This is a genomic window from Sorangium sp. So ce590 (assembly GCF_051521365.1).
Lineage (GTDB): Bacteria > Myxococcota_A > Polyangia > Polyangiales > Polyangiaceae > Sorangium.
Genome location: NZ_CP150346.1, coordinates 7,313,376 through 7,331,339, shown reverse-complemented (window position 1 = coordinate 7,331,339; position 17,964 = coordinate 7,313,376). Strand labels below are relative to the sequence as shown.

Below are 17,964 nucleotides of genomic sequence, written 5' to 3'. Positions count from 1 at the left end.
ATCTCCGCCCCTGCCCAGCCCCGATTTCTCGACGAAAGTCCCACCAATTGCCGGCACGAAAAGCCAGGGCGATGCGTCGATACGACACATGGCGAGTCACGCCACGACGCGGGCGTAGCCAGATGCTGCCAGCGCTCGAAGGCTCCAGTCGCCAACCCGCTGTGTCTGGAGCGATCCTAAGTTAATGGGGGCGGTTCACCAAGCCCCCTGCTGAGGGGTTGACAACCACGGCTCCCGCCGGCCCGCGCCCGAGGGCCGCCGCGAAGCCCGCGCGCTCTGCGAGGTTCGAGCGAGGGCCGAGCACGGCGAACGCCTGGAAAAGCAGCAGCTCGCGCCCGCGAGCGCGCAACGGCGCCAGGAGAGCATCACCGCGAAAATGAGGAGATGGTTTCAGCGTTCCGGAGGGATGTCGGGCGAATCGAGTCGCCGCCGGAACACCCAGCGTTTCATCTGGAACGCGGAGAATGACTCGCCGGCGCGCCGGCTAGCCGCCGGCGGCGATCGCTTCGGCGAAATTCCGCGAGAGCCTCCTCGCCGCCTGCACATCCGGCATCCCGGCGTGGACCACGAGCGCCCGATCGACGTCGCGCCGCGCCTCGTCCTCGAGCGCGGCGAGCGCCCCGCGCCGCGCCTCCTCGACGCGCCGCCGCTCGGCGGCCGAGAGCCGCGGCCGCACCCAGACGTCGATCGCCCACGAGAGCTTCGCGTGCCGCGCCTCGTCGCGCGCGATGCGCGTCATCACGCGCCGGACCAGCGGATCCTGCGCGACGCGCCCCTGCCACATGCCGACCAGCGCGCCGTACGTCTCCCGTATGCACCCCTCCGTCGCATTGTCGATCGCGAGCTCCTCCAGCGATCGGACCGGCCTCGGCTCCACCCGCGGCGGCTGCCAGCGGCCGCCGTAACGGGCCGAAAGGCGCCGCATCACCCGCGCGTGCCGCACCTCGTCGCGCCCGGCGATGCGCGCCCGCTCCACGAGCGGCCGCGGCGCCCCGTGATGGACGAGCTCGCGCCCGAGCACCTCGAAGGCCCGGACGCTCGCCGCCTCGAGCTGCGCCACGTTCGCGAAATACGCCCCGACCTGCGTCGCGCCCCGGCCCGCGGTCCGCAGCAGCCCCGCCGGCCTCCGGCCGACGCAGGCGCCCGACTCCGACTCGATCACCTCGGATTCCAGCTCCTGCACATCGCCGCCCGCGTCCACCGCGAGCACATAGAGCGTGCGCTCGATCGGATCACAGATCTCCGTGTACCTCGTCGCGAGCACCTCGTATGCGTCCCCGGCAGGCCGGACGCCGCCCTCGTCAGGCTTGCTGCAGCGGACCGTGTAGTCCGCCAGCGACGCGGCGAGCACCGCGTCCGCGGGCGTGTTCACGGGGCCGAGCCACGCCATCACCCCGTCCCGCGTATCGAGGACGGTCACCTCGTCGCCCGTGTTGACGATCAGGACGTGATCCGGGCAGAAATCCACGCAATCCCCGAGGCGGAACCCCTTGCTGGACGTGGCCGCAGCGATCTTCTCCTCGCACGCCGGCCTGTCCGCCGCCCCGGAGCACTTCTCGCCCACGAACTCGAGCGTGCTCGTCGTCGGGCCCCCCGGGCCCGTGGACATCCGTAGCTCGATGTAGTCGGCAGGAGCCCCGGGCTCGACCCCCGCCAGGTACGGGGTGCGGCCCTCGGTCGCGCAAGGGAGGGTCTCGAAGCCGCTTGTGTCGATCCCGCACCCGCCGACGAGGGGCGCGAGCGAGAGCGACAGGACATGACGCAGGATCTTGTCGATGGAGTTGGGAGAGGCCATATGCGTCCGTACGAAACAAGTTCTGTGCCGCTGCGAACGGCGCGTGCAGCTCGCGCTTTGCGCGGACGGTGAGCGTCCCCTGCCTGACATCGTCGTCGCACCGGGCGCCCGGGGAGCGCCCGACGAGGGCGGCCGCCGTCGAGCGCGGGCCCCGCGCCGGCCGCACAAGGCACCCAGAGCGACCGTGGCCGCACCGTGTCAGGGCCCGATCCGGGGCGACGCTCCCGCCCGGTCGACGCCGCGGGTGCATCGCCGCGGCGAACCCGGTAGAATCGCAGGATGGTCGCCCTCGACAGGAACGAACCTGACGACTACCCCGCTGTCCTCTCGACGGAACGCCTGAGCCTCCGCCCCCACCGGCCCTCCGACCTCCCGTTCATGATGGAGATGAGCGCCGATCCCGAGGTGCTCCGCTACACGGGCGACCCCGCGTTCGCCAGCGAGGACGAGGCGCGCGCGGTGATCGCGCGGCTCGCGCACCAGTTCGAGGCCTTCCGCATGGGCCGGTTCATCGTCTCGGACCGGAAGACCGGGGAGAAGCTCGGCTGGTGCGGGCTGAGGTGGCACGAGGACGACGAGCTCGCGGATCTCGGATACCGCTTCCTCCGGAAGCACTGGGGCCAGGGCTACGCCACGGAGTCGGCCGCGGCGTGCATCCGGTATGCGTTCGAGGATCTCGGGCTCCCGCGCCTCGTCGCGCATGCGATGCTCGAGAACGCCGCGTCGGTCAGGGTGCTCGAGAAGCTCGGGTTCCGCCGGACGGGGCCAGGGGTGTGCAAAGGGTTCGCGGCGGAAGGGTTCGTGCTCCCGAGGCCGGCGCCGCCTCGGCCGGCGAGCGACGTGGCTCACTCGGGCAGCAGGTAGTCGAACGGCTTCCCCACGTTGCCTGCCCAGTCCTCGGCCTCGGGCAGCGAAACGGCCGACAGCCCCTGGCAGCGCCGGCCTCTCCGCCTGCGCCGGCCTCTCCGCCTGCGCCGCCCCCACCTGCCCCCGAGCCGCCGCCGCCCTGTCCGCCTGGGTCGCCGGGGGGCGACGACGGCGCGCAGGACGAGGAGACGAGGCAGGCGCAGGAGAGCTGCCCTGCGATCATCAGCGAGAGAGAACGCGACATCATCGAACCAGCTCCTCGATGGCGGGACGCCGTAGCTGCCGCCTCTGCAGCCCGCCCGGCGCGATCCTGCTCGAGCGCCCCGAGCCCCTCCTTGACAGGCGGCCGAGGTCGCTTCATAAGTTGGTTGTACGACCAACCAATATACCCGTGCGCCAGCGGGCGCAGGAGCGGCAGGATGCCTCGCCCGTCCAACACCGCCGAACGTCGAGCCCAGATCGCGCGCGCTCTGTTGAAGGTCATGGCGGAGCGCGGCTATGAGGGGGCGTCCATCGGGGCCATCGCGGCGGCGGCTCACCTCGCGCCGGGGCTCGTCCACTACCACTTCGAGAGCAAGCGAGAGATCCTGCTCGCCGCCGTCGCATTGCTCGTGCAGGAGCATGCCGACCGGATCGAGCGGCGGCTCGCTCCCGCGGCGGGCGATCCGGAGGCCGAGCTCCGCGCGTTCATCGACGCGCACCTGCGGGTGGGCGAGGGGGCCGACCCGCAGGCGCTCGCGTGCTGGATCTGCGTGAGCGGCGAGGCGCTCCGGGACGCCGAGGTGCAAAAGGCGTTCGCGGGAGCGCTCGAGAGCGCGGTCAACAGGCTCGCCGCGATCGCGCGGCGCGGCGCGCGGGAGCGGGTGTTCTCCTGCGCGCGCGGCGACGTGGACGCCGCGGCGGCGGCCATCGTGGCCACCATCCAGGGGTATTTCGTGCTCGCGGCCACGGCGCGCGATCTCATCCCCCCAGGCTCGGCCGCCGACGCGACGTGGGCGATGGCGTCGGGGCTCTTCGGCCTCTCGTCGGCCACCAGGAAGGCGAGCCGCTGATGCGCTTTCCCCACCTGTCCTTGCGACGGCTCGGGCTCTTGACGTCGCTCTACATGTGCCAGGGCCTCCCGTTCGGGTTCTTCACCCAGGCGCTCCCCGTCCTCCTGCGCAAGCAGGGGATCTCGCTGGAGGGCATCGGCCTCGCCTCGCTGCTCGCGCTCCCGTGGGCGCTCAAGTTCCTCTGGGCGCCGCTCGTCGATCGCTTCTTCTTTCCCCGGCTCGGGCGCCGCCGCTCGTGGATCCTCCCCCTGCAAGGGCTCACGATCGTCGTGCTCGGGCTCGTCTCGCTGCGGGAGCCGGGAGAGGGGCTCTCCTCTGTCCTCGTGGCGGCGCTGATCGTCAATCTGCTCTCGGCGACCCAGGACATCGCCACCGACGGCCTGGCGGTGGACATGCTGGAGCCGGGCGAGCGGGGCTGGGCCAACGGCATCCAGGTGGCCGGCTATCGGGCCGGGATGATCGTGGGCGGAGGGGGGCTGCTCGTCTTCTTCGAGCGGCTGGGCTGGCGGCTCACCTTCGCCATCATGGCGCTGTTCATCGCGCTCCTGAGCGTCCCCACGCTGCTCGCCCGCGAGGCGGGGGGCGGGCGCGAGGGGGCGCGACCCCCCTCGTCCGCTGCCGCCATTGCCGCCTCGTTCTGGAAGCGCCCTCATGCCCGGCGGGTGCTCGCGCTCATCGTCGTGTACAAGCTCGGCGACGCCTTTGCGGTCGGCATGCTCCGGCCGTTCCTGTCCGATCTCGGCCTCTCCCTCGCGGATATCGGCTGGCTGCTCGGGACGGTGGGCTTCGTGGCGGGGCTGCTCGGCGCGCTGACCGGTGGGGCGCTTGTGCTGCGGCTCGGGCGGCGATCGTCGCTCGTCGGCTTCGCGGTCCTCCAGGCGGCGAGCGTGCTCGGGTACGCGTACGTCGCCCGCGCAGAGGCAGGGGTGCCGCTGCTGACGGCGCTCTGCGCGTTCGAGCACTTCGCCGGGGGGATGGCCACGGCGGCGCTCTTCACGTGCATGATGGACTGGACCGATCGGGAGAGCGCCGCCACGGACTACACAGTTCAGGCCAGCGCGGTGGTGATCGCCACGGGGGTCGCCTCGGCCGCGAGCGGGTTCTCGGCGGGGCGCCTCGGCTATCCGTTGCACTTCAGCCTGGCGGCTGCGCTTGCGGCGCTCTCGCCGGTCCTCGCGCATCTGCTGTTTCCGAGCGCGCGCCTCCCTGCGAAGCTCGCGCTGGAGGAGGCCTCGTCGTCCGGGCGCTCACCGGACCGGCAGCCGGCAGAGCCGTCAACCGGCGTTTGACCTCCGCGGGGACAGCGCCCGCGAGCCGGTGGCGCCTGAAATAGGTGAGGCCCGGGACTGTGGCCTAGCCCCGGGCCTCGGTTTGCCGCCATCTGCGCACACCCACACGTTTAAGGTCAGAGGTCAGTCCTCACACCGTCGTGCTCTGCCATTGAACTACCGGCCATTGTGATCTGCGCGCCGGGGCGGGGACGCCCCGGCGCCGCGCGAGGAGAGGCATCGCCTCACCGCGGCGCGGGCTGGCCAGGCTGGAATTGAACCAGCATCCGACGATTTTAGCCTCTTCCCGTTCGATTGGATGATCGGCGGCGAATGCTCGAGCCTGGAGTGAGAGCTTGAGACCATTGAACGGGCCAGCGCTGCCTCTACCGAGTTGGGCTACCCCGCCGTGAAGACGACGATGAGATGGCGGGGGCAGGGCTCGAACCTGCACTGGGGCGCTGTGCCCATCAAGCTGAGCTTGAGCTTCAACTTGCACTCCGCCGCCACGATATCGCCCCGGCGGCCACGGCGCAAGCGCCGCCGGTGCAGGGGAGCGGGCGCGCGTCAGGCGCCGAAGATGAACCCGAGGACGGCGGCCCCGACCTTCTGCTCCTCGGCCGCCTGGTTGTTCGCCTCCTCGCGGGCGAACTTGACCGCCTTCTGCAGCTTCTCCACCCGATCGAGCAGCTCGTTGATGCGCCGCGCCGGCAGCGCGCCCGAGAACTTCACCGTCTTCCAGTAACCGACCACGACATCCTCGTGATAGACCTCCACCTGCGCGGGGTGCTTGTCCGTCGCCTCGGCCTTGACGTGGTTGCGCGGGATCTTCTTGGTCCGCGCGGTCTGCACCGGCTCGGTCGCCCAGGAGTCCGCCGAGGGATCGAACGTCCAGCTCTCGGACGCGTCGAGCACCGGCAGCTTCTTGATGAAGGTCTGCAGGTCGACGAGCTGCTTCTCCAGGAAGAGCAGGTAGGTCACCGGCGCCCCCGTGAGCAGCACCTTGCCGTCGACCACCACGTCCGCGCGCGCCTTGCAGTTGGCGTAGTCCTTTGTGGCCGTGACGTCGAAGAGCTCGCCCAGGATGTCGACCGTGCTCCGGATGATCTCCTCGGCCTTCGCCTGCACCCTCGTCGCCTCGGGCGGGAGCTGCTCCCCCTCCTCGTCCTTCGGCCTGTAGGTGCGCGTGATCCCGGAGAGCAGCGCCGGCTTCTGCAGCGCGTGGTGCGCCTCGGTGAGGCGCTGGTGGGAGCGGGCCTTGACGCCCTTCTCGATGGCGATGATCTGGTTCAAGCGAGGCATGGCGGTCTCCTGGAGGGGGCTACCCTATCAGAGGAGCAGAGCGCCTGTCAGCGCCGTCGCGCCCTGCTACAGTGCGGCCATCGTGCACGCCACCACGAAGCTGATGCTCATCCGGCACGGGGAGACCGACGACAACCGCGCGCAGGTCTTCCAGGGACAGGCGGGGCGCGGGCTCAGCGCGCGCGGGCGCGAACAGGCCGCGCGGCTCGCGGAGCGGCTCGTCGGCGCGCGGATCCGGCTCTCGGCGGTCTACTGCTCCGACCTCGAGCGCGCCGAGGAGACGGCGGAGCGCCTGGCCTCGGCGCTGGGCCTCGAGGCCGTCGCGGACCCAGCGCTGCGGGAGGTGAACCTCGGCGCCTGGCAGGGGCTCAGCCGCGCCGACGTGCAGGCGCGCTTCCCCGAGGAGTGGGCTGCATGGCGGCGCGGCGTCGATGTCCGGCGCGGGGGCGGCGAGACGTACGCGGAGCTCGGCGATCGCATGATGCGCGCGCTCGACCGGATCGCGGAGCGACACGCGGGCGAGGCGGTCGGGCTGGTATCCCACGGCGCGGCCATCAAGACCGCTGTCGGGCGGATACTCCAGATGGACGCCGGCGGGCTGAAGGCGCTGCAGGTGCTGGCGAACACGGGCGTCTCCCTGATCGAGCACGACCCGAGCAGCGGCTACCGCGTCGTCGTCTGGAACGACGCCGCTCACCTCGGCGACGCGCTGGCCGAGGCGCTCTCCGCGCCGCCGGCGTGAGGCGCGATGCGGTGGTCAGACGTCCGACCACGGACGGCCAGACGTCCGGTGCTGGTCAATCGCTCTGCGCGATCCCCGCCGGACGCCCTACGCCGACGGGAGCACGGCACTCCGGCTGTCCGTCTCCGTCCCGGTCTCGGCCACATCCAGAGGGAGCTCCACGATGAACGTGGCGCCGGCGCCCGGCGTGCTCTCCACGCGGATGGTGCCGCCGTGCGAGGTCACGATCCAGCGGACGATGTAGAGCCCGAGGCCGAGGCCGCCGAAGTTGCGGACCGACACCGCGCGCTCGAAGCGCTCGAAGATCCTGGCCTGATCCGCCTCCGCGATGCCCATCCCGTGATCCCGGACCACGAGCGTCGCTCGATCCGGCTGCCCGCGCACGACGACATGAATGGGGCCGCCGGCGCCGTACTTCATCGCGTTCGACAGGAGGTTGATGAGGACCTGCTCCACGCGAGACGGATCCCAGCGCCCGACCACGGGCTCGTCCAGATCGAGCTGGACACCGCAGCGGGCGTCGGCGAGCTGCTGGCTCATCCGCTCGACGACCTCGCGCGTCAGGGCCGCCAGATCGACCGGCGCGCGCACGAGCGTCAGCCGCCCGGCGCTGAGCCGGGTCACGTCGAGCAGCTCGTTGACCAGGTGCGCGAGCCGCGCGATCTGGCGATTGAGGACCTGGAGCGCCGCGTCGATGCGCTCGGGGGCGATCTCGGCCCGCTGGTAGCGACGCAGCAGCCGCTCGATGAGGTGCGACTGCATCTTCAGCGAGGTCAGCGGGGTCTTGAGCTCGTGCGAGGCGACGAGGAGGAACTCGTCCCGCCGCTCGATGGCCTTCTGCGCCTCGGCGAACAGACGGGCGTTGTCGAGCGCGAGCGCCGCGCGACTCCCCAGCTCCTCGGCCAGCCACAGGTCGGCAGGGCCGCAACGGCGCCAGGGCGCGGTCGCCAGCAAGGTCATGACGCCGAAGCACCGGTCGCGCGCGAGGAGCGGAACCCGGAGGAACGCGTGAACCCCGAGCTGCCGCAGGAGCGGCGCGGCGCCGACGTCGCCCACCTCGGGCCGGACCGGCGACGCCGCGAGCAGGGGCCGCAGCGCGTCCTTCACGGCGTCGACCTGCTCGTCCGGCACGCCCGCGGTGGCCGTGTGTCCCGGGGCGTCGTGATCGAGGCGCACGTCGACGACGCACTGGTCGGCCAGCTCGGGCACCGCGAGCTGCGCCACGCTGTCGAGGGTCGCGCTGTAGCCGAGGGCCATCAGCCTGCGGCCCGCCTCGGCCAGGAAGCGCTCCGCCCGCTCGGCCCGCTTGAGCTCGGTGATGTCGGTGGAGATGCCGCACAGCACGCCCGGCATGAGCTCCTCGCCGAGCGGGAACTTGACCGACAGGAAGGTGTGCGGCCCGTCCTCCAGCCATATCTCCTCCTCGAACTCCAGCGGTTTGCCCGCCTCGAGCACGCGCCGGTCGTTGCTCTGGAGGGTCTCGACGGTCGGCCCAGGAAAGAGCTCGACGTCGGTCTTTCCGAGGACCTCATGGCTCGACAGCCCCACGGCCTTGCCCGTCTGCCGGTTGGCGAGCACATACCGGCCCTCATGGTTCTTGAGGTAGACTGCCGCGGCCGAGTTGTCGACGATCGCCTGGAGGGTCGCCTGGTTGGCCTTGAGCGCGTGCTCCGCCCGCCGGCGCTCGGCGTTCTCCTGCTCGACCTGGGAATAGAGCATGGCGTTCTCCAGCGAGATGGCCGATTGCGAGGCGAGCAGCTCGAGCACGCTGAGCCGCGCAGGGGTGAACACCCCGGCGACGAGCCTGTTCTCCAGGTAGAGCAGGCCGAGCAGCCGGGCCTGCCGCACGATCGGGAGACATAGCACCGACCTCGGCCTCTTCCGGGTGAAATACTCGTCCTCCGAGAACGGGTGCCTGACGGCGGCGTCGTCGAGCAGCACGCGCTCGTGGCTCCGGCGAACGTAGTTGAGGATGGACCGCGGCAGCGCCGCCGCCGCCTCCTCGCCCGCGTCGAGCAGCCGCGCCTCGCCTCCGGACGCCGCGATCGCCGCCGCGGTCGACAGGCGATCATCCCGGACCAGGAGCACATAGCCCTCCTCGGCGCCCGCGTGCTCGACCACGATGCGCAGCAGCATCTCGAGCAGGCGCGGGAGCTTGAGCTCGCCGGAGATGCTCTGCGCGGCCTTGACCACCGACAGGACGTCGAACTGCTCGGCCCGCACGGCGAAGGTGACCGTGGGGGCGATCGGCTTGCGCTCGACGAGGTCGGGGTAGCGCTGGTCGAGCTGCTCCACCTTGGCGTGGGCGCCCCAGCGGAAATAGCCGGCGCGGGCCTTTCGCAGGTAGGCGCCTTCGGGCGTGGACAGGCCGCGCGCGCGGTAGAAGCCCGCGGCGAGCTCGCAGGCGATGGCCTCGTGCTGGACGAAGCCGTGCTCCCGCGCCGACGAGGCCGCCTGCTCGTAGAGCCGGATGGCCTCCCCTTCTTGCCCCAGGAGACGGGCGATCTCGGCGCGGACCAGGGCGTGCTTGTGGCGGAAGTTCGGCGGGCAGCTCTCCGCCCACGCGCCGAGCTGCCGCTCGCAGTCGAGCAGCGCCCGGGGGAGCTCCTCGGGCGGCTGTGCCTCGCCGCAGACCGCGGCGAGCGCGAGCGCGTGGTAATAGAAGCTCTCGACGACGAGCGCGTGCGCGTCGTTCCTCCAATCGTAATCGACGATCACACGGGACGACGCCGTGAGCGCCTCGCCCGGAGAGCCGAGGACGAACAGCGCCTGCGCCTTCAGGCTGTAGTACTGGCTGTGAGCGCTGCGCGAGTCCCCCGCCGGGAGCCGCGCCTCGAAGGCCGCCCGGTCCAGCTCGGACCCATCCAGCATCGAGAAATGGACCGGCCGCCCGCGCAGCGTCTGGATGAGGTACCGGACGCCGAGGAGGATGTCATGGACGAATGCGTAACCGGCCTTGCGCACGAAGCCGAGGCGGTCCTCGGTCTGGTGGAGGACGTCCTCCAGCGGCTCACCGCAGAGCAGCGGGAACGTCGGCGCCCAGATGCAGTTGTAACAGGCATTGTTCCAGTCGCCGCACTCCATCGCGGCGTTGAAGCCGAGTCGAGTATAGGAATAGGTCTCTCTGTAGTGGCGCGTCCAGAAGACGATCTGCTGTCCGAACAGCGTGAACACCGGGGACTTTATGGCGAGGACGGGGCTCCTGTCCGCCAGGTCGCAGGCGAGCTTGCCGAACAGATAAGCCTCCTTGTATCGCCCGAACCGCGGGGCGAGCACCCGCGCGAAGGCGGCGTACGCGTGGGCGGAGCTCTCGGCGTTGCCGTGGCGGAGGCTGAGCTTGACCATGCGCATGACGAGCAGATAATGCAGGTTCTGGTCCACGAACCACGCCGGGATGGCCACGCCCCGGAGGACGGCCATCGCGATCTTGATCTCCGGGTGCGTCATGGCGGGCAGATGGATCAGGCCCTCGATGGACCGATCGCCCAGGATCTGCCAGACGCTCTCGGTCTCCTCTTCGACCTGCGCGTCGGTGACAGAGGGCGATACCTCGATGTCCCAGGCGCGGAGGCACGAGAGCCCGATCTCCACGGCGCGCGCGACTTGTCCGCGGGTGACGTTCAGCGCGACGGCGAGCTCGACGACAGCGGCCCTCTCGACCTTGGTCCTCGTGCGAGCCATGAGCTCTCCGAGCAGCCGCTCGGCTTCTTCGAAGCTGCCGATGACGTACGCGGCGTGCGCGCGCTCCAGGCTCAGGTCGTGGGCGAGCTCGTACTGCGTCTCCCAGCGCTCCTCGGGGAGGAGGGCCATGCCCGCGGCGAAGAGGGCGGCGGCGGTCTCGTGGGCCGCCGCGGCCTTGGCCCTCCTGCCGGCGCGGAGGTTCAGCGCGGCGAGCTCGTCCCGCTCCGCCGGAGATCGGATGAGCGCGGCGCCGCGGTTGAGGTGGCCCACGATGTCGAAGAGCGCATCTTCGCGCTCCGCCGCGCTCCGCCCCTTCAACAGCAGCCGGCCGATGCAGAGGTGCACCTCGGCGAGCTGCGTCGCAGGGATGAGCGCCTGGGCGGCCTGCTGCACCCGGTCGTGGAGAAACCGGTACGCGCCGTTGCGGCGGAGGAGCAGCCCCTCCCGCACGGCCTCCGCGAGCGCCTCGCCGAGCTCCGTCGCCGGGCGCTTCGCGACCACCGCGAGGGTGTCGAGGATCAGGCTGCTGCCGAGGCACGCGGCGAGCTTGAGCGCCTCCTGCGCCGGGGCGGAGAGCCGCTTCAGCTTGCCCACCATCAGGTCGACGACGTTGTCGCTGAAGCCCTTGTCGCGGATCGCGGCGATGTCCCAGCGAAAGGTCCCCGCCTCCGCGTCGAAGGCGACGAGCCCCTCCTGGTGCAGCTCCATCAGGAACTGGATCGCGAAGAAGGGGTTGCCGCCGGTCTTCTCGTAGACCAGTTGCGAGAGCGGCTCGACCTGCTCGGCCGGGGCGTGCACCGCGCCGGCGACGAGCGCGCCGACGTCGGACGGAGAGAGCGGCGCGAGGACGATGTCGGTGACGCGGGCGCCGCGCTTCCGCGCGTCGGCCAGCATGAGCGCGAGCGGGTGCGCCGGGCCGATCTCGTTGTCCCGGTAGGCGCCGATCAGCAGGAGGTGCTCGGCCTCGGCATACGTGACGAGCTGCTCGAGCAGCTGGAGGCTCCCGGCGTCGGCCCACTGGAGGTCGTCGATGAAGAGCACCATCGGGTGCTCCTTCTGGACGCACGCGGCGACGAAGCGCTGGAGCGTTGCGTGCAACCGGTGCCGGGCCTCGACCGCAGGGAGCTCGGGCACGGGCTGCTGCGGGCCGAGGAGCAGCTCGAGCTCGGGGAGCACGCCGGTGAGGAGCCCGCCGCTCGCGCCGAGGGCCTCCCGCAGGCGCAGGCGCCAGCGCTCGAGCTCCTGCTCGCTCACGCACAGGATCTCCTGCACGAGCCCGCGGAACGCCTGGAGGAAGGCGTGGTAGGGGACGTCCCGCTTGAGCTGCTCGAACTTTCCGGAGAGGAAGAAGCCGCGCTCGCGCACGACCGGCCCGTGCAGCTCGGCCACGAGCGACGACTTGCCGACGCCGGAGTAGCCCGACACGAGCACGAGCTCCGGCAGGCCCTGGGCCACGACGCGCTCGAAGACGGCGAGCAGCGCCTCGACCTCGCGCTCGCGGCCGTAGAGCCGCTGCGGGATCTGGAACCGGTCCGAGACGTCGCGCTGCCCGAGCGGAAAGGCCTCGATGGCGCCGCGCGACCGGAGCTGGGCGAAGCAGAGGTCGAGGTCGTGCCGGAGGCCGAGCGCGCTCTGATAACGCTCCTCGGCGGCCTTGGCCAGCAGCTTGAGCACGACCGCCGACAGCTGCGGGGGAATCGAGGGGACGATCGCGTGAGGCGAGGGCGGCGTCAGGGCGATGTGGCAATGCACCCACTCCACGGGGTCGCTCGCCTGGAAGGGCAGGGAGCCAGTCAGCACCTCGTAGAAGGTGACACCGAGGGAGTACAGGTCGGTCCGCTCGTCGATGGAGCGGTTCATACGGCCCGTCTGCTCCGGCGCCATGTACGCCAGCGTCCCCGCGACGAACGCGTCGTGGGCGAGGTCCTCCGGCGCGCGGGGCGAGAGGCGGGCGATCCCGAGATCGGTGATCTTCACCTCCCCGGTGTCGGGGTTGTAGAGCAGGTTCTGGGGCTTGATATCCTTGTGGATGATATGGTGCCGATGCAGCTCGGCGAGCGCGCCGGAGAGGCGCAGGGCGAGGGGGAGGAAGCGCTCGAGCGGCATCGGCCCGTCGAGGAGCTGGTCGAGCGAGCGGCCGCCGAAGTCCTCCAGGACCAGGGCCACCTGGTCGCCGAACGCCTCGATCGCGTACGCCTTGACGATGACGGGCACGTCGAGCCGGCTGGCCACCTCGTGCTCGTGGCGCAGCCGCCCGAGGGCCTGAGGGCTGGCGTGGTCGCGCCGCAGGACCTTGAGCACGACCGGTAGTCCGTCTTCGTTGCGTCGCGCTCGGTACAGGATCGTGTCTGCCCCGGTGTGCAGGACCTCCAGCACGAGGTAACGTGGACTCTGAGGCATAAAGAGATCTTCGGAAGGCCGGAGCGGCCTCCGAGGCGCAGGCGTGGATCGAGATGTTGCCCAAAGCGCCGCGCTTCGCCACGGGCAAATTGCGGCGCCCTGTCGCGCCGGCTCGCCTGCGACGCCCTCGCGTCACTCCCGACGAGAGCGGCCGTCGCGCCGCGGGACGCCGTACCTGGACAGCACCTCACGGACCCGATCCAGAGGAATGGCTTCCACCGTACGGCCGTTTCCGGCGGTGGTCTGAGCCGTGAAGAGCGAGTTGTAAATGGCCTCTTCGCTGGCCTCGATCACGGCCTGGAACAGCGCAGACATCTCCTCGTTGGCGAGCTCCGTCGTCACGAGCTGCTTCGCGCCGGAGGGGCGCCGGACCGAGGTGCTCGTCGAAAAGGCGACAGCGTAGTCTCCCGATCCGTTTGCGGCGGAGGAGCCCGTGCGCGACAGGCCCAGGATCGCGCGGGCCGCGAGGCGTCCGAGGTTGCGGTCCGACAGCGGCGCGTCTGTCGCGACCACGATGAGGATGGATCCGCCGCCCTGATCCGGTTCGACTTCCTGGTTCGATTCCTGGTTCGGCTCGATCTCCGACCGAAATGCGTACCGGCCGAGCTCCTCGCCGACAGGCGCCCCCATCACCTGCAGCACGCCGCCGAAGTTCGACTGAACGAGCACGCCGACAGAGGCGCCGCCGAGCGACGCCGGCAGCGCCCGCGAGGCGGTGCCGATCCCGCCCTTCCACCCGAACGCGATCGTCCCCGTGCCCGCGCCGACGCACCCCTCCGGCACGGGCCCTTCGCGCGCCGAGGTGAGCGCCGCGCGCACGTGCTCGGCGGTGATCGGCCGGAGCCGGATCGCGTTGAGCACGCCGTCGTTTGTCTCGCCGACGACCGGGTTGAGCGAGCGGACCTCCTCCATGCCGGGCTGCGCCAGCATCCACTCGACGAGCGCGTCCGCCGCCCGGAACACGCAAAGCGTGCTCGTGAGGAGGAGGGGAGTCTCCAGCTCGCCCAGCTCGCGGACCTGCGTCGAGCCGACGAGCTTGCCGAACCCGTTGCCCACGTGGATCGCCGCGGGGACGCGATCGAGGTAGAGGTTCGCCCCGTGCGGGAGGACGGCGGTGACGCCTGTGCGGATCGCGTCGCCTTCGACGACCGTGGCGTGCCCGACGCGCACGCCGCCCACGTCGGTGATCGCGTTCAGCGGGCCCGGGTCGAAGATCCCGGGCGCGACGCCGAGATCACGTGCGCGCACGCCGCCCCCCGCCGGTGCCCCGGAGCCGGGCGCCAACGGCGCGCGGCCTGCCTCGACCGGACAGGCCATCGCGCCCCGGCGGGGAGCGGCGATCGGCCGCGACGTGCGCCCGGGTGATGGGACATGGCCGGCAGCGGTGTCTGGCATTCATGGGGAGATGCCTTATCAACCTCCGTGCCAGAGGGCGCGCGGGCGCGCGAGGTCAAGCTTCAAGGCGCCGGCAGGAGGACGCGCGCGCCGCGAGCGAGCGTCACGCCGTCCACGTGGCCCATCAGCGATCGCTCCGGCAGGACGACGTGGAAATGCGTGTTCGACCCCATGTGCGTGAAGACACCGTGGTGGCGCTTCGAGAAGAAGCCCACCAGCGTCCCCTCGGCGGCGGGGAGCGTCCCGCTCACCGACGCCCGGACATGGTCCGCGTGGCCGCCGCCGGGGGCGAGCTTTCTCCCGTCGATGACATGCCAGCTGAGATCGCGGAAGCCCCCGCGCACCTGGACCGGGACAGCGCCCTCCGTGTCGAGGCCGCGCTCCCGCAGGAGCGCCTCGATGCGCGCGTCGATCTGCCCGTCCGGCACGTCGGCGTCGAGCGTCGCCTCCTGCCACCGCGCGACATTCGCCACCACGAAGAGCGTCGCCCGCTCCTCCGCCCCGGCGGGGCGCACGTCGAGGGTCCCGTCGTCGCGCGCATAGGAGGTCCAGATCGCGTCGTCGACGACGGTCACCTCCCCGCGCAACTCGCTGAGCGCCCCGATCCCGAACGCGTGCGGGCCCGGCACGACATCGCCGATGCGCACGGCGGGCCCCGTCTGCCCCTCGTGCATGATCGCGCGGAGCGCGCCGAACGAGCGGACCGGCACCGCCGCCGGCGCGCCCGGCGCGGGCTCCGCGGCGGCCTCGCTCGAGGGTGTGCAGGCGGCGATCGGGGACATCAGGAGAGCTCCGAGAAGAGCGCTAGAGAGAATCGCTCGTATCGCTTGCATGGGGCTGCTCCTCGGTCACGCGCGAGAGCGCGCTGTTCAAGACGTGCAACGCGCTCACCACGGCGGCGCGCTCCTCGCAGGGAATGGCGTCCAGGATCGACTGGAACCTCCGCAGGCTCTGCTCCTCCAGGCGCCCCGCCGTCCGGCGCCCGGCCGAGGTGAGCCGCAGGCGACGGACCCGCCCGTCCTCCTCGCTGACGTCCTGCTCCACCCGGCCGTCCTCGCGGAGGCGCTGGATCAGCCGGGTGACGTTGCTCTTGTCGATGCCGAGCGCCCCCCGCAGGTCGCTCTGGGAGAGCTGCACGCCCGCCCGCTCGGCGTCCGCGAGGATCGTCAGGGCGTGGGCCTCGCGCGGCGCCACCCGGACGCCGCAGGGCGTGCGCTCCTCGTCCAGGAGACCGAAGCCCCGCACGAAGGCGCGGACCTCGGAGCGGAGCTCTCTCGTTGTCACCCTCCGAGGGAAACATGGATCGTTGCGATACGCAACCATCTCCGGATAGAAAAGTTGCGCTGCGCAACCATCTCCGGCGCTGGGCCGGCCAGGGCGCCAAGGCGATCACCCAGCGCCCCGAGGTGCTCCTCTTCGAGGTCCTCGACGACGGCATCGTCGTCCTCGGGGTGTCGGCCTACTGGCAGCAGATCATCGAGGGCGTCATCATCGTGGCGGCCGTCTCCGTCGACATCCGCAAATGCCTGCGGGAGCGCTGAGGTACAGCGCTCGATCCCGGTGGATGGGACGCTCGGCCTGGAAGGGAACAAGCTCGATGGAAATGGATCACGAATCCCGGAGGACCGTTGCTGCGACGGCGCGGGCGCCCCGCGGTGGGCATTTCGCCCATGTTGCGGGGGCGGCGCTTCTTGCGGCGCAGGTGCTGTTGGCTTGCACGAGCGACACCGGCGTCGGTGGCGGGGGTAGCGGCGGCAGCGGCGGCAGCGGCGGAGATGGCGGCAACGGCGGCGACGCAGGCGGCAGCGGCGGAGACGGCGGCGCAGGCGGCAGCGGCGCAGGCGGCGGCAGCGGCGGAGATGGCGGCGCAGGCGGAGACGGCGGCGCAGGCGGCAGCGGCGGAGACGGCGGCGCAGGCGGCAGCGGCGGAGACGGCGGCGCAGGCGGCAGCGGCGGAGACGGCAGCGGCGGAGATGGCGGCAGCGGCGGCGGCGGCGTCACGGTGTCGGCCGCGTTCTTCGACGACTTCACGTACACCGGCAACGCCGATCGCAATCTCACGAGCCGGTGGTGGGTGCGGACGACCGACGGAGCGCCCGGGGTCGCCGGCGCGCAATGGCCGGCGTCCAATGTGTCGTTCATCGACGATCCCGATCTCGCCTCGAACAGGCTGCTGCGGCTCAAGGCGACAACGAGCGGATCCGGCGCGAGCACCTCGCACGCGGAGCTCCAGTCCAACGACGACAAGTTCCGCCTCGGGACCTACTCCGCCAGGGTGAAATTCAGCAACACTCCCCTGACCGGGACCCGGCACCTCGGCGACAAGCTGGTCGAGACGTTCTTCACGATCAGCCCGTGGATCAACGACCCCGAGACCGATCCCAACTATTCGGAGCAGGATTTCGAGTACATGCCCAACGGCGGGTGGGGACAGGGCAACACGAGCACGTTGTGGCTCACCTCGTGGGAGACGGCCTCGCTGGAGAGCACGCAATCGAACCACGTAGCGGGGGACCAGTCGGGCTGGAAGAGGCTCCTCATCCAGATCGCCGAGTCAGGCATCCAGTACTACATCGAAGGCACGCTGCTTTTCACGCACGACGCCGCCTACGTCCCCGAAACGAACCAGCACCTCGACTTCAATCTATGGTTTGACGAGCTCGCTGCCGGAGAGTCCGGCCCGCGGACGTACGCCGAGGACGTCGACTGGGTTTATTTCGCGAAAGACATCCTCCTGTCGCAGGCCGAGGTGGACGCGCAGGTGGCCGGCTTCCGGGCGTCCTCGATCGCCCGCGAGGACACCCTGCCCTGATCCCTCCTCCCCCAAGGAGGAATTTGCGGTGGCGAACCGCGGCGATCCGTCGGAACACCCGGGATGCTGGGGGCCGTCACGACGGATCGCAGCCCCTCGCGATGCCTGCCATCCCGCGGCCGCGCGCCGGACGCGCCGGTCAGTGGTCGTCCGGGGGCATGAGCCCGCGCACGAGCTTCTGCGCGCTCGCCATGCTCGAGACAACGCTGTGGTGCTGCACGGCCTTCTCCACCGCCGCCTTGAGCCCCGACACGTCGCCGTTCTTGTCGAAATAGCCGAACGCCTTGTGGGTCGAGAGCAGGTCTTGCTTCTCCAGGATGTCCTGGAACGCGGTGTAGAAGATGATAGGCACCTTCGGGTATAGCGCCTTGATCTTCAGGTACGCAGTGAGCCCATCGATCCCCGGCATGCGGATGTCCAGGATGACCAGGCTGGTCATCTCCGTCACGGCGGCGATGCCCTCCTGAGCGCTCGCGTACAGGCGCACGTCGTAGTCGTGCCGCAGCGTGAACGCGAGCGCGGACCGCATCCGCGGGTCGTCGTCGATCACGACCACGATCGGCCGCTCCCGCTGGGGCGCCTCCGGCGCCTCGTCCGAGGTCCCGCGAAAGCGCCTGGTAAATTTCGCCGATGTCATCTTGGCGCCCCTT

13 protein-coding genes are annotated in these 17,964 nt (G+C 71.0%); 6 read left to right on the top strand and 7 right to left on the bottom strand.

Annotated features, from left to right (window positions below):
• Positions 1-484: 484 nt before the first annotated feature.
• Positions 485-1,795, bottom strand: coding sequence for a ferritin-like domain-containing protein (locus WMF28_RS27290; protein ID WP_437596254.1), 1,311 nt, complete (start codon positions 1,793-1,795; stop codon positions 485-487).
• A gap of 279 nt (positions 1,796-2,074) precedes the next feature.
• Between WMF28_RS27290 and WMF28_RS27285 the strand changes: the two genes are divergently transcribed.
• The 3 genes from WMF28_RS27285 to WMF28_RS27275 all read left to right on the top strand — a co-directional run bounded on the left by WMF28_RS27285 (position 2,075) and on the right by WMF28_RS27275 (position 5,003).
• Complete coding sequence (locus WMF28_RS27285; protein ID WP_437596253.1) at positions 2,075-2,659, top strand: GNAT family N-acetyltransferase; 585 nt, start codon at positions 2,075-2,077, stop codon at positions 2,657-2,659.
• Positions 2,660-3,081: 422 nt separating this feature from the next.
• Positions 3,082-3,714: a TetR family transcriptional regulator gene (locus tag WMF28_RS27280; protein WP_437596252.1), complete on the top strand. Its 633-nt coding sequence runs from the start codon at positions 3,082-3,084 to the stop codon at positions 3,712-3,714.
• The gene (locus WMF28_RS27275; protein WP_437596251.1) at positions 3,714-5,003 is read left to right on the top strand and encodes an MFS transporter; all 1,290 of its coding nucleotides are present in this window, start codon (positions 3,714-3,716) and stop codon (positions 5,001-5,003) included. The genes WMF28_RS27280 and WMF28_RS27275 overlap by 1 nt, the downstream gene beginning before the upstream one ends.
• A gap of 546 nt (positions 5,004-5,549) precedes the next feature.
• Here WMF28_RS27275 and WMF28_RS27270 read toward each other — a convergent pair.
• The gene (locus WMF28_RS27270; RefSeq protein WP_437596250.1) at positions 5,550-6,284 is read right to left on the bottom strand and encodes a DUF7873 family protein; all 735 of its coding nucleotides are present in this window, start codon (positions 6,282-6,284) and stop codon (positions 5,550-5,552) included.
• An 82-nt stretch (positions 6,285-6,366) separates the two neighbouring features.
• Between WMF28_RS27270 and WMF28_RS27265 the strand changes: the two genes are divergently transcribed.
• Positions 6,367-7,026 (top strand): histidine phosphatase family protein, encoded by a 660-nt coding sequence (locus WMF28_RS27265; protein WP_437596249.1) that lies wholly within the window; start codon positions 6,367-6,369, stop codon positions 7,024-7,026.
• Positions 7,027-7,113: 87 nt separating this feature from the next.
• On the opposite strand, the gene WMF28_RS27260 is transcribed toward WMF28_RS27265, so the two are convergent.
• The 4 genes from WMF28_RS27260 to WMF28_RS27245 form a co-directional block, all read right to left on the bottom strand.
• Entirely contained in the window at positions 7,114-13,107 is a 5,994-nt protein-coding gene (locus tag WMF28_RS27260; protein ID WP_437596248.1) for an AAA family ATPase, read from the bottom strand.
• 132 nt (positions 13,108-13,239) lie between these two features.
• Positions 13,240-14,355, bottom strand: a complete 1,116-nt coding sequence (locus WMF28_RS27255) for a P1 family peptidase (RefSeq protein WP_437596247.1) — start codon at positions 14,353-14,355, stop codon at positions 13,240-13,242.
• 209 nt (positions 14,356-14,564) lie between these two features.
• Complete coding sequence (locus tag WMF28_RS27250; protein WP_437596246.1) at positions 14,565-15,284, bottom strand: acetolactate decarboxylase; 720 nt, start codon at positions 15,282-15,284, stop codon at positions 14,565-14,567.
• Positions 15,285-15,306: 22 nt separating this feature from the next.
• On the bottom strand, positions 15,307-15,786 hold the full coding sequence (locus WMF28_RS27245) for a MarR family winged helix-turn-helix transcriptional regulator (RefSeq protein WP_437596245.1): 480 nt from the start codon (positions 15,784-15,786) through the stop codon (positions 15,307-15,309).
• Between the two features lie 14 nt (positions 15,787-15,800).
• Here WMF28_RS27245 and WMF28_RS27240 point away from each other — a divergent pair, with 14 nt between their 5' ends.
• Together WMF28_RS27240 and WMF28_RS27235 are read left to right on the top strand one after the other, a co-directional pair.
• Positions 15,801-16,043, top strand: a complete 243-nt coding sequence (locus WMF28_RS27240) for a hypothetical protein (protein ID WP_437596244.1) — start codon at positions 15,801-15,803, stop codon at positions 16,041-16,043.
• Between the two features lie 161 nt (positions 16,044-16,204).
• On the top strand, positions 16,205-17,314 hold the full coding sequence (locus WMF28_RS27235) for a glycoside hydrolase family 16 protein (RefSeq protein ID WP_437596243.1): 1,110 nt from the start codon (positions 16,205-16,207) through the stop codon (positions 17,312-17,314).
• Positions 17,315-17,453: 139 nt separating this feature from the next.
• Here WMF28_RS27235 and WMF28_RS27230 read toward each other — a convergent pair whose 3' ends face one another.
• Positions 17,454-17,951 (bottom strand): response regulator, encoded by a 498-nt coding sequence (locus WMF28_RS27230; protein ID WP_437596242.1) that lies wholly within the window; start codon positions 17,949-17,951, stop codon positions 17,454-17,456.
• Positions 17,952-17,964 lie beyond the last annotated feature (13 nt).

Coding starts and splice junctions, on each gene's coding strand:
- WMF28_RS27275 (WP_437596251.1), top strand. CDS start 3,714: ATGCGCTTTCCCCACCTGTCCTTGCGACGGCTCGGGCTCTTGACGTCG.
- WMF28_RS27270 (WP_437596250.1), bottom strand. CDS start 6,284: ATGCCTCGCTTGAACCAGATCATCGCCATCGAGAAGGGCGTCAAGGCC.
- WMF28_RS27290 (WP_437596254.1), bottom strand. CDS start 1,795: ATGGCCTCTCCCAACTCCATCGACAAGATCCTGCGTCATGTCCTGTCG.
- WMF28_RS27280 (WP_437596252.1), top strand. CDS start 3,082: ATGCCTCGCCCGTCCAACACCGCCGAACGTCGAGCCCAGATCGCGCGC.
- WMF28_RS27250 (WP_437596246.1), bottom strand. CDS start 15,284: ATGTCCCCGATCGCCGCCTGCACACCCTCGAGCGAGGCCGCCGCGGAG.
- WMF28_RS27230 (WP_437596242.1), bottom strand. CDS start 17,951: ATGACATCGGCGAAATTTACCAGGCGCTTTCGCGGGACCTCGGACGAG.
- WMF28_RS27260 (WP_437596248.1), bottom strand. CDS start 13,107: ATGCCTCAGAGTCCACGTTACCTCGTGCTGGAGGTCCTGCACACCGGG.
- WMF28_RS27285 (WP_437596253.1), top strand. CDS start 2,075: ATGGTCGCCCTCGACAGGAACGAACCTGACGACTACCCCGCTGTCCTC.
- WMF28_RS27240 (WP_437596244.1), top strand. CDS start 15,801: ATGGATCGTTGCGATACGCAACCATCTCCGGATAGAAAAGTTGCGCTG.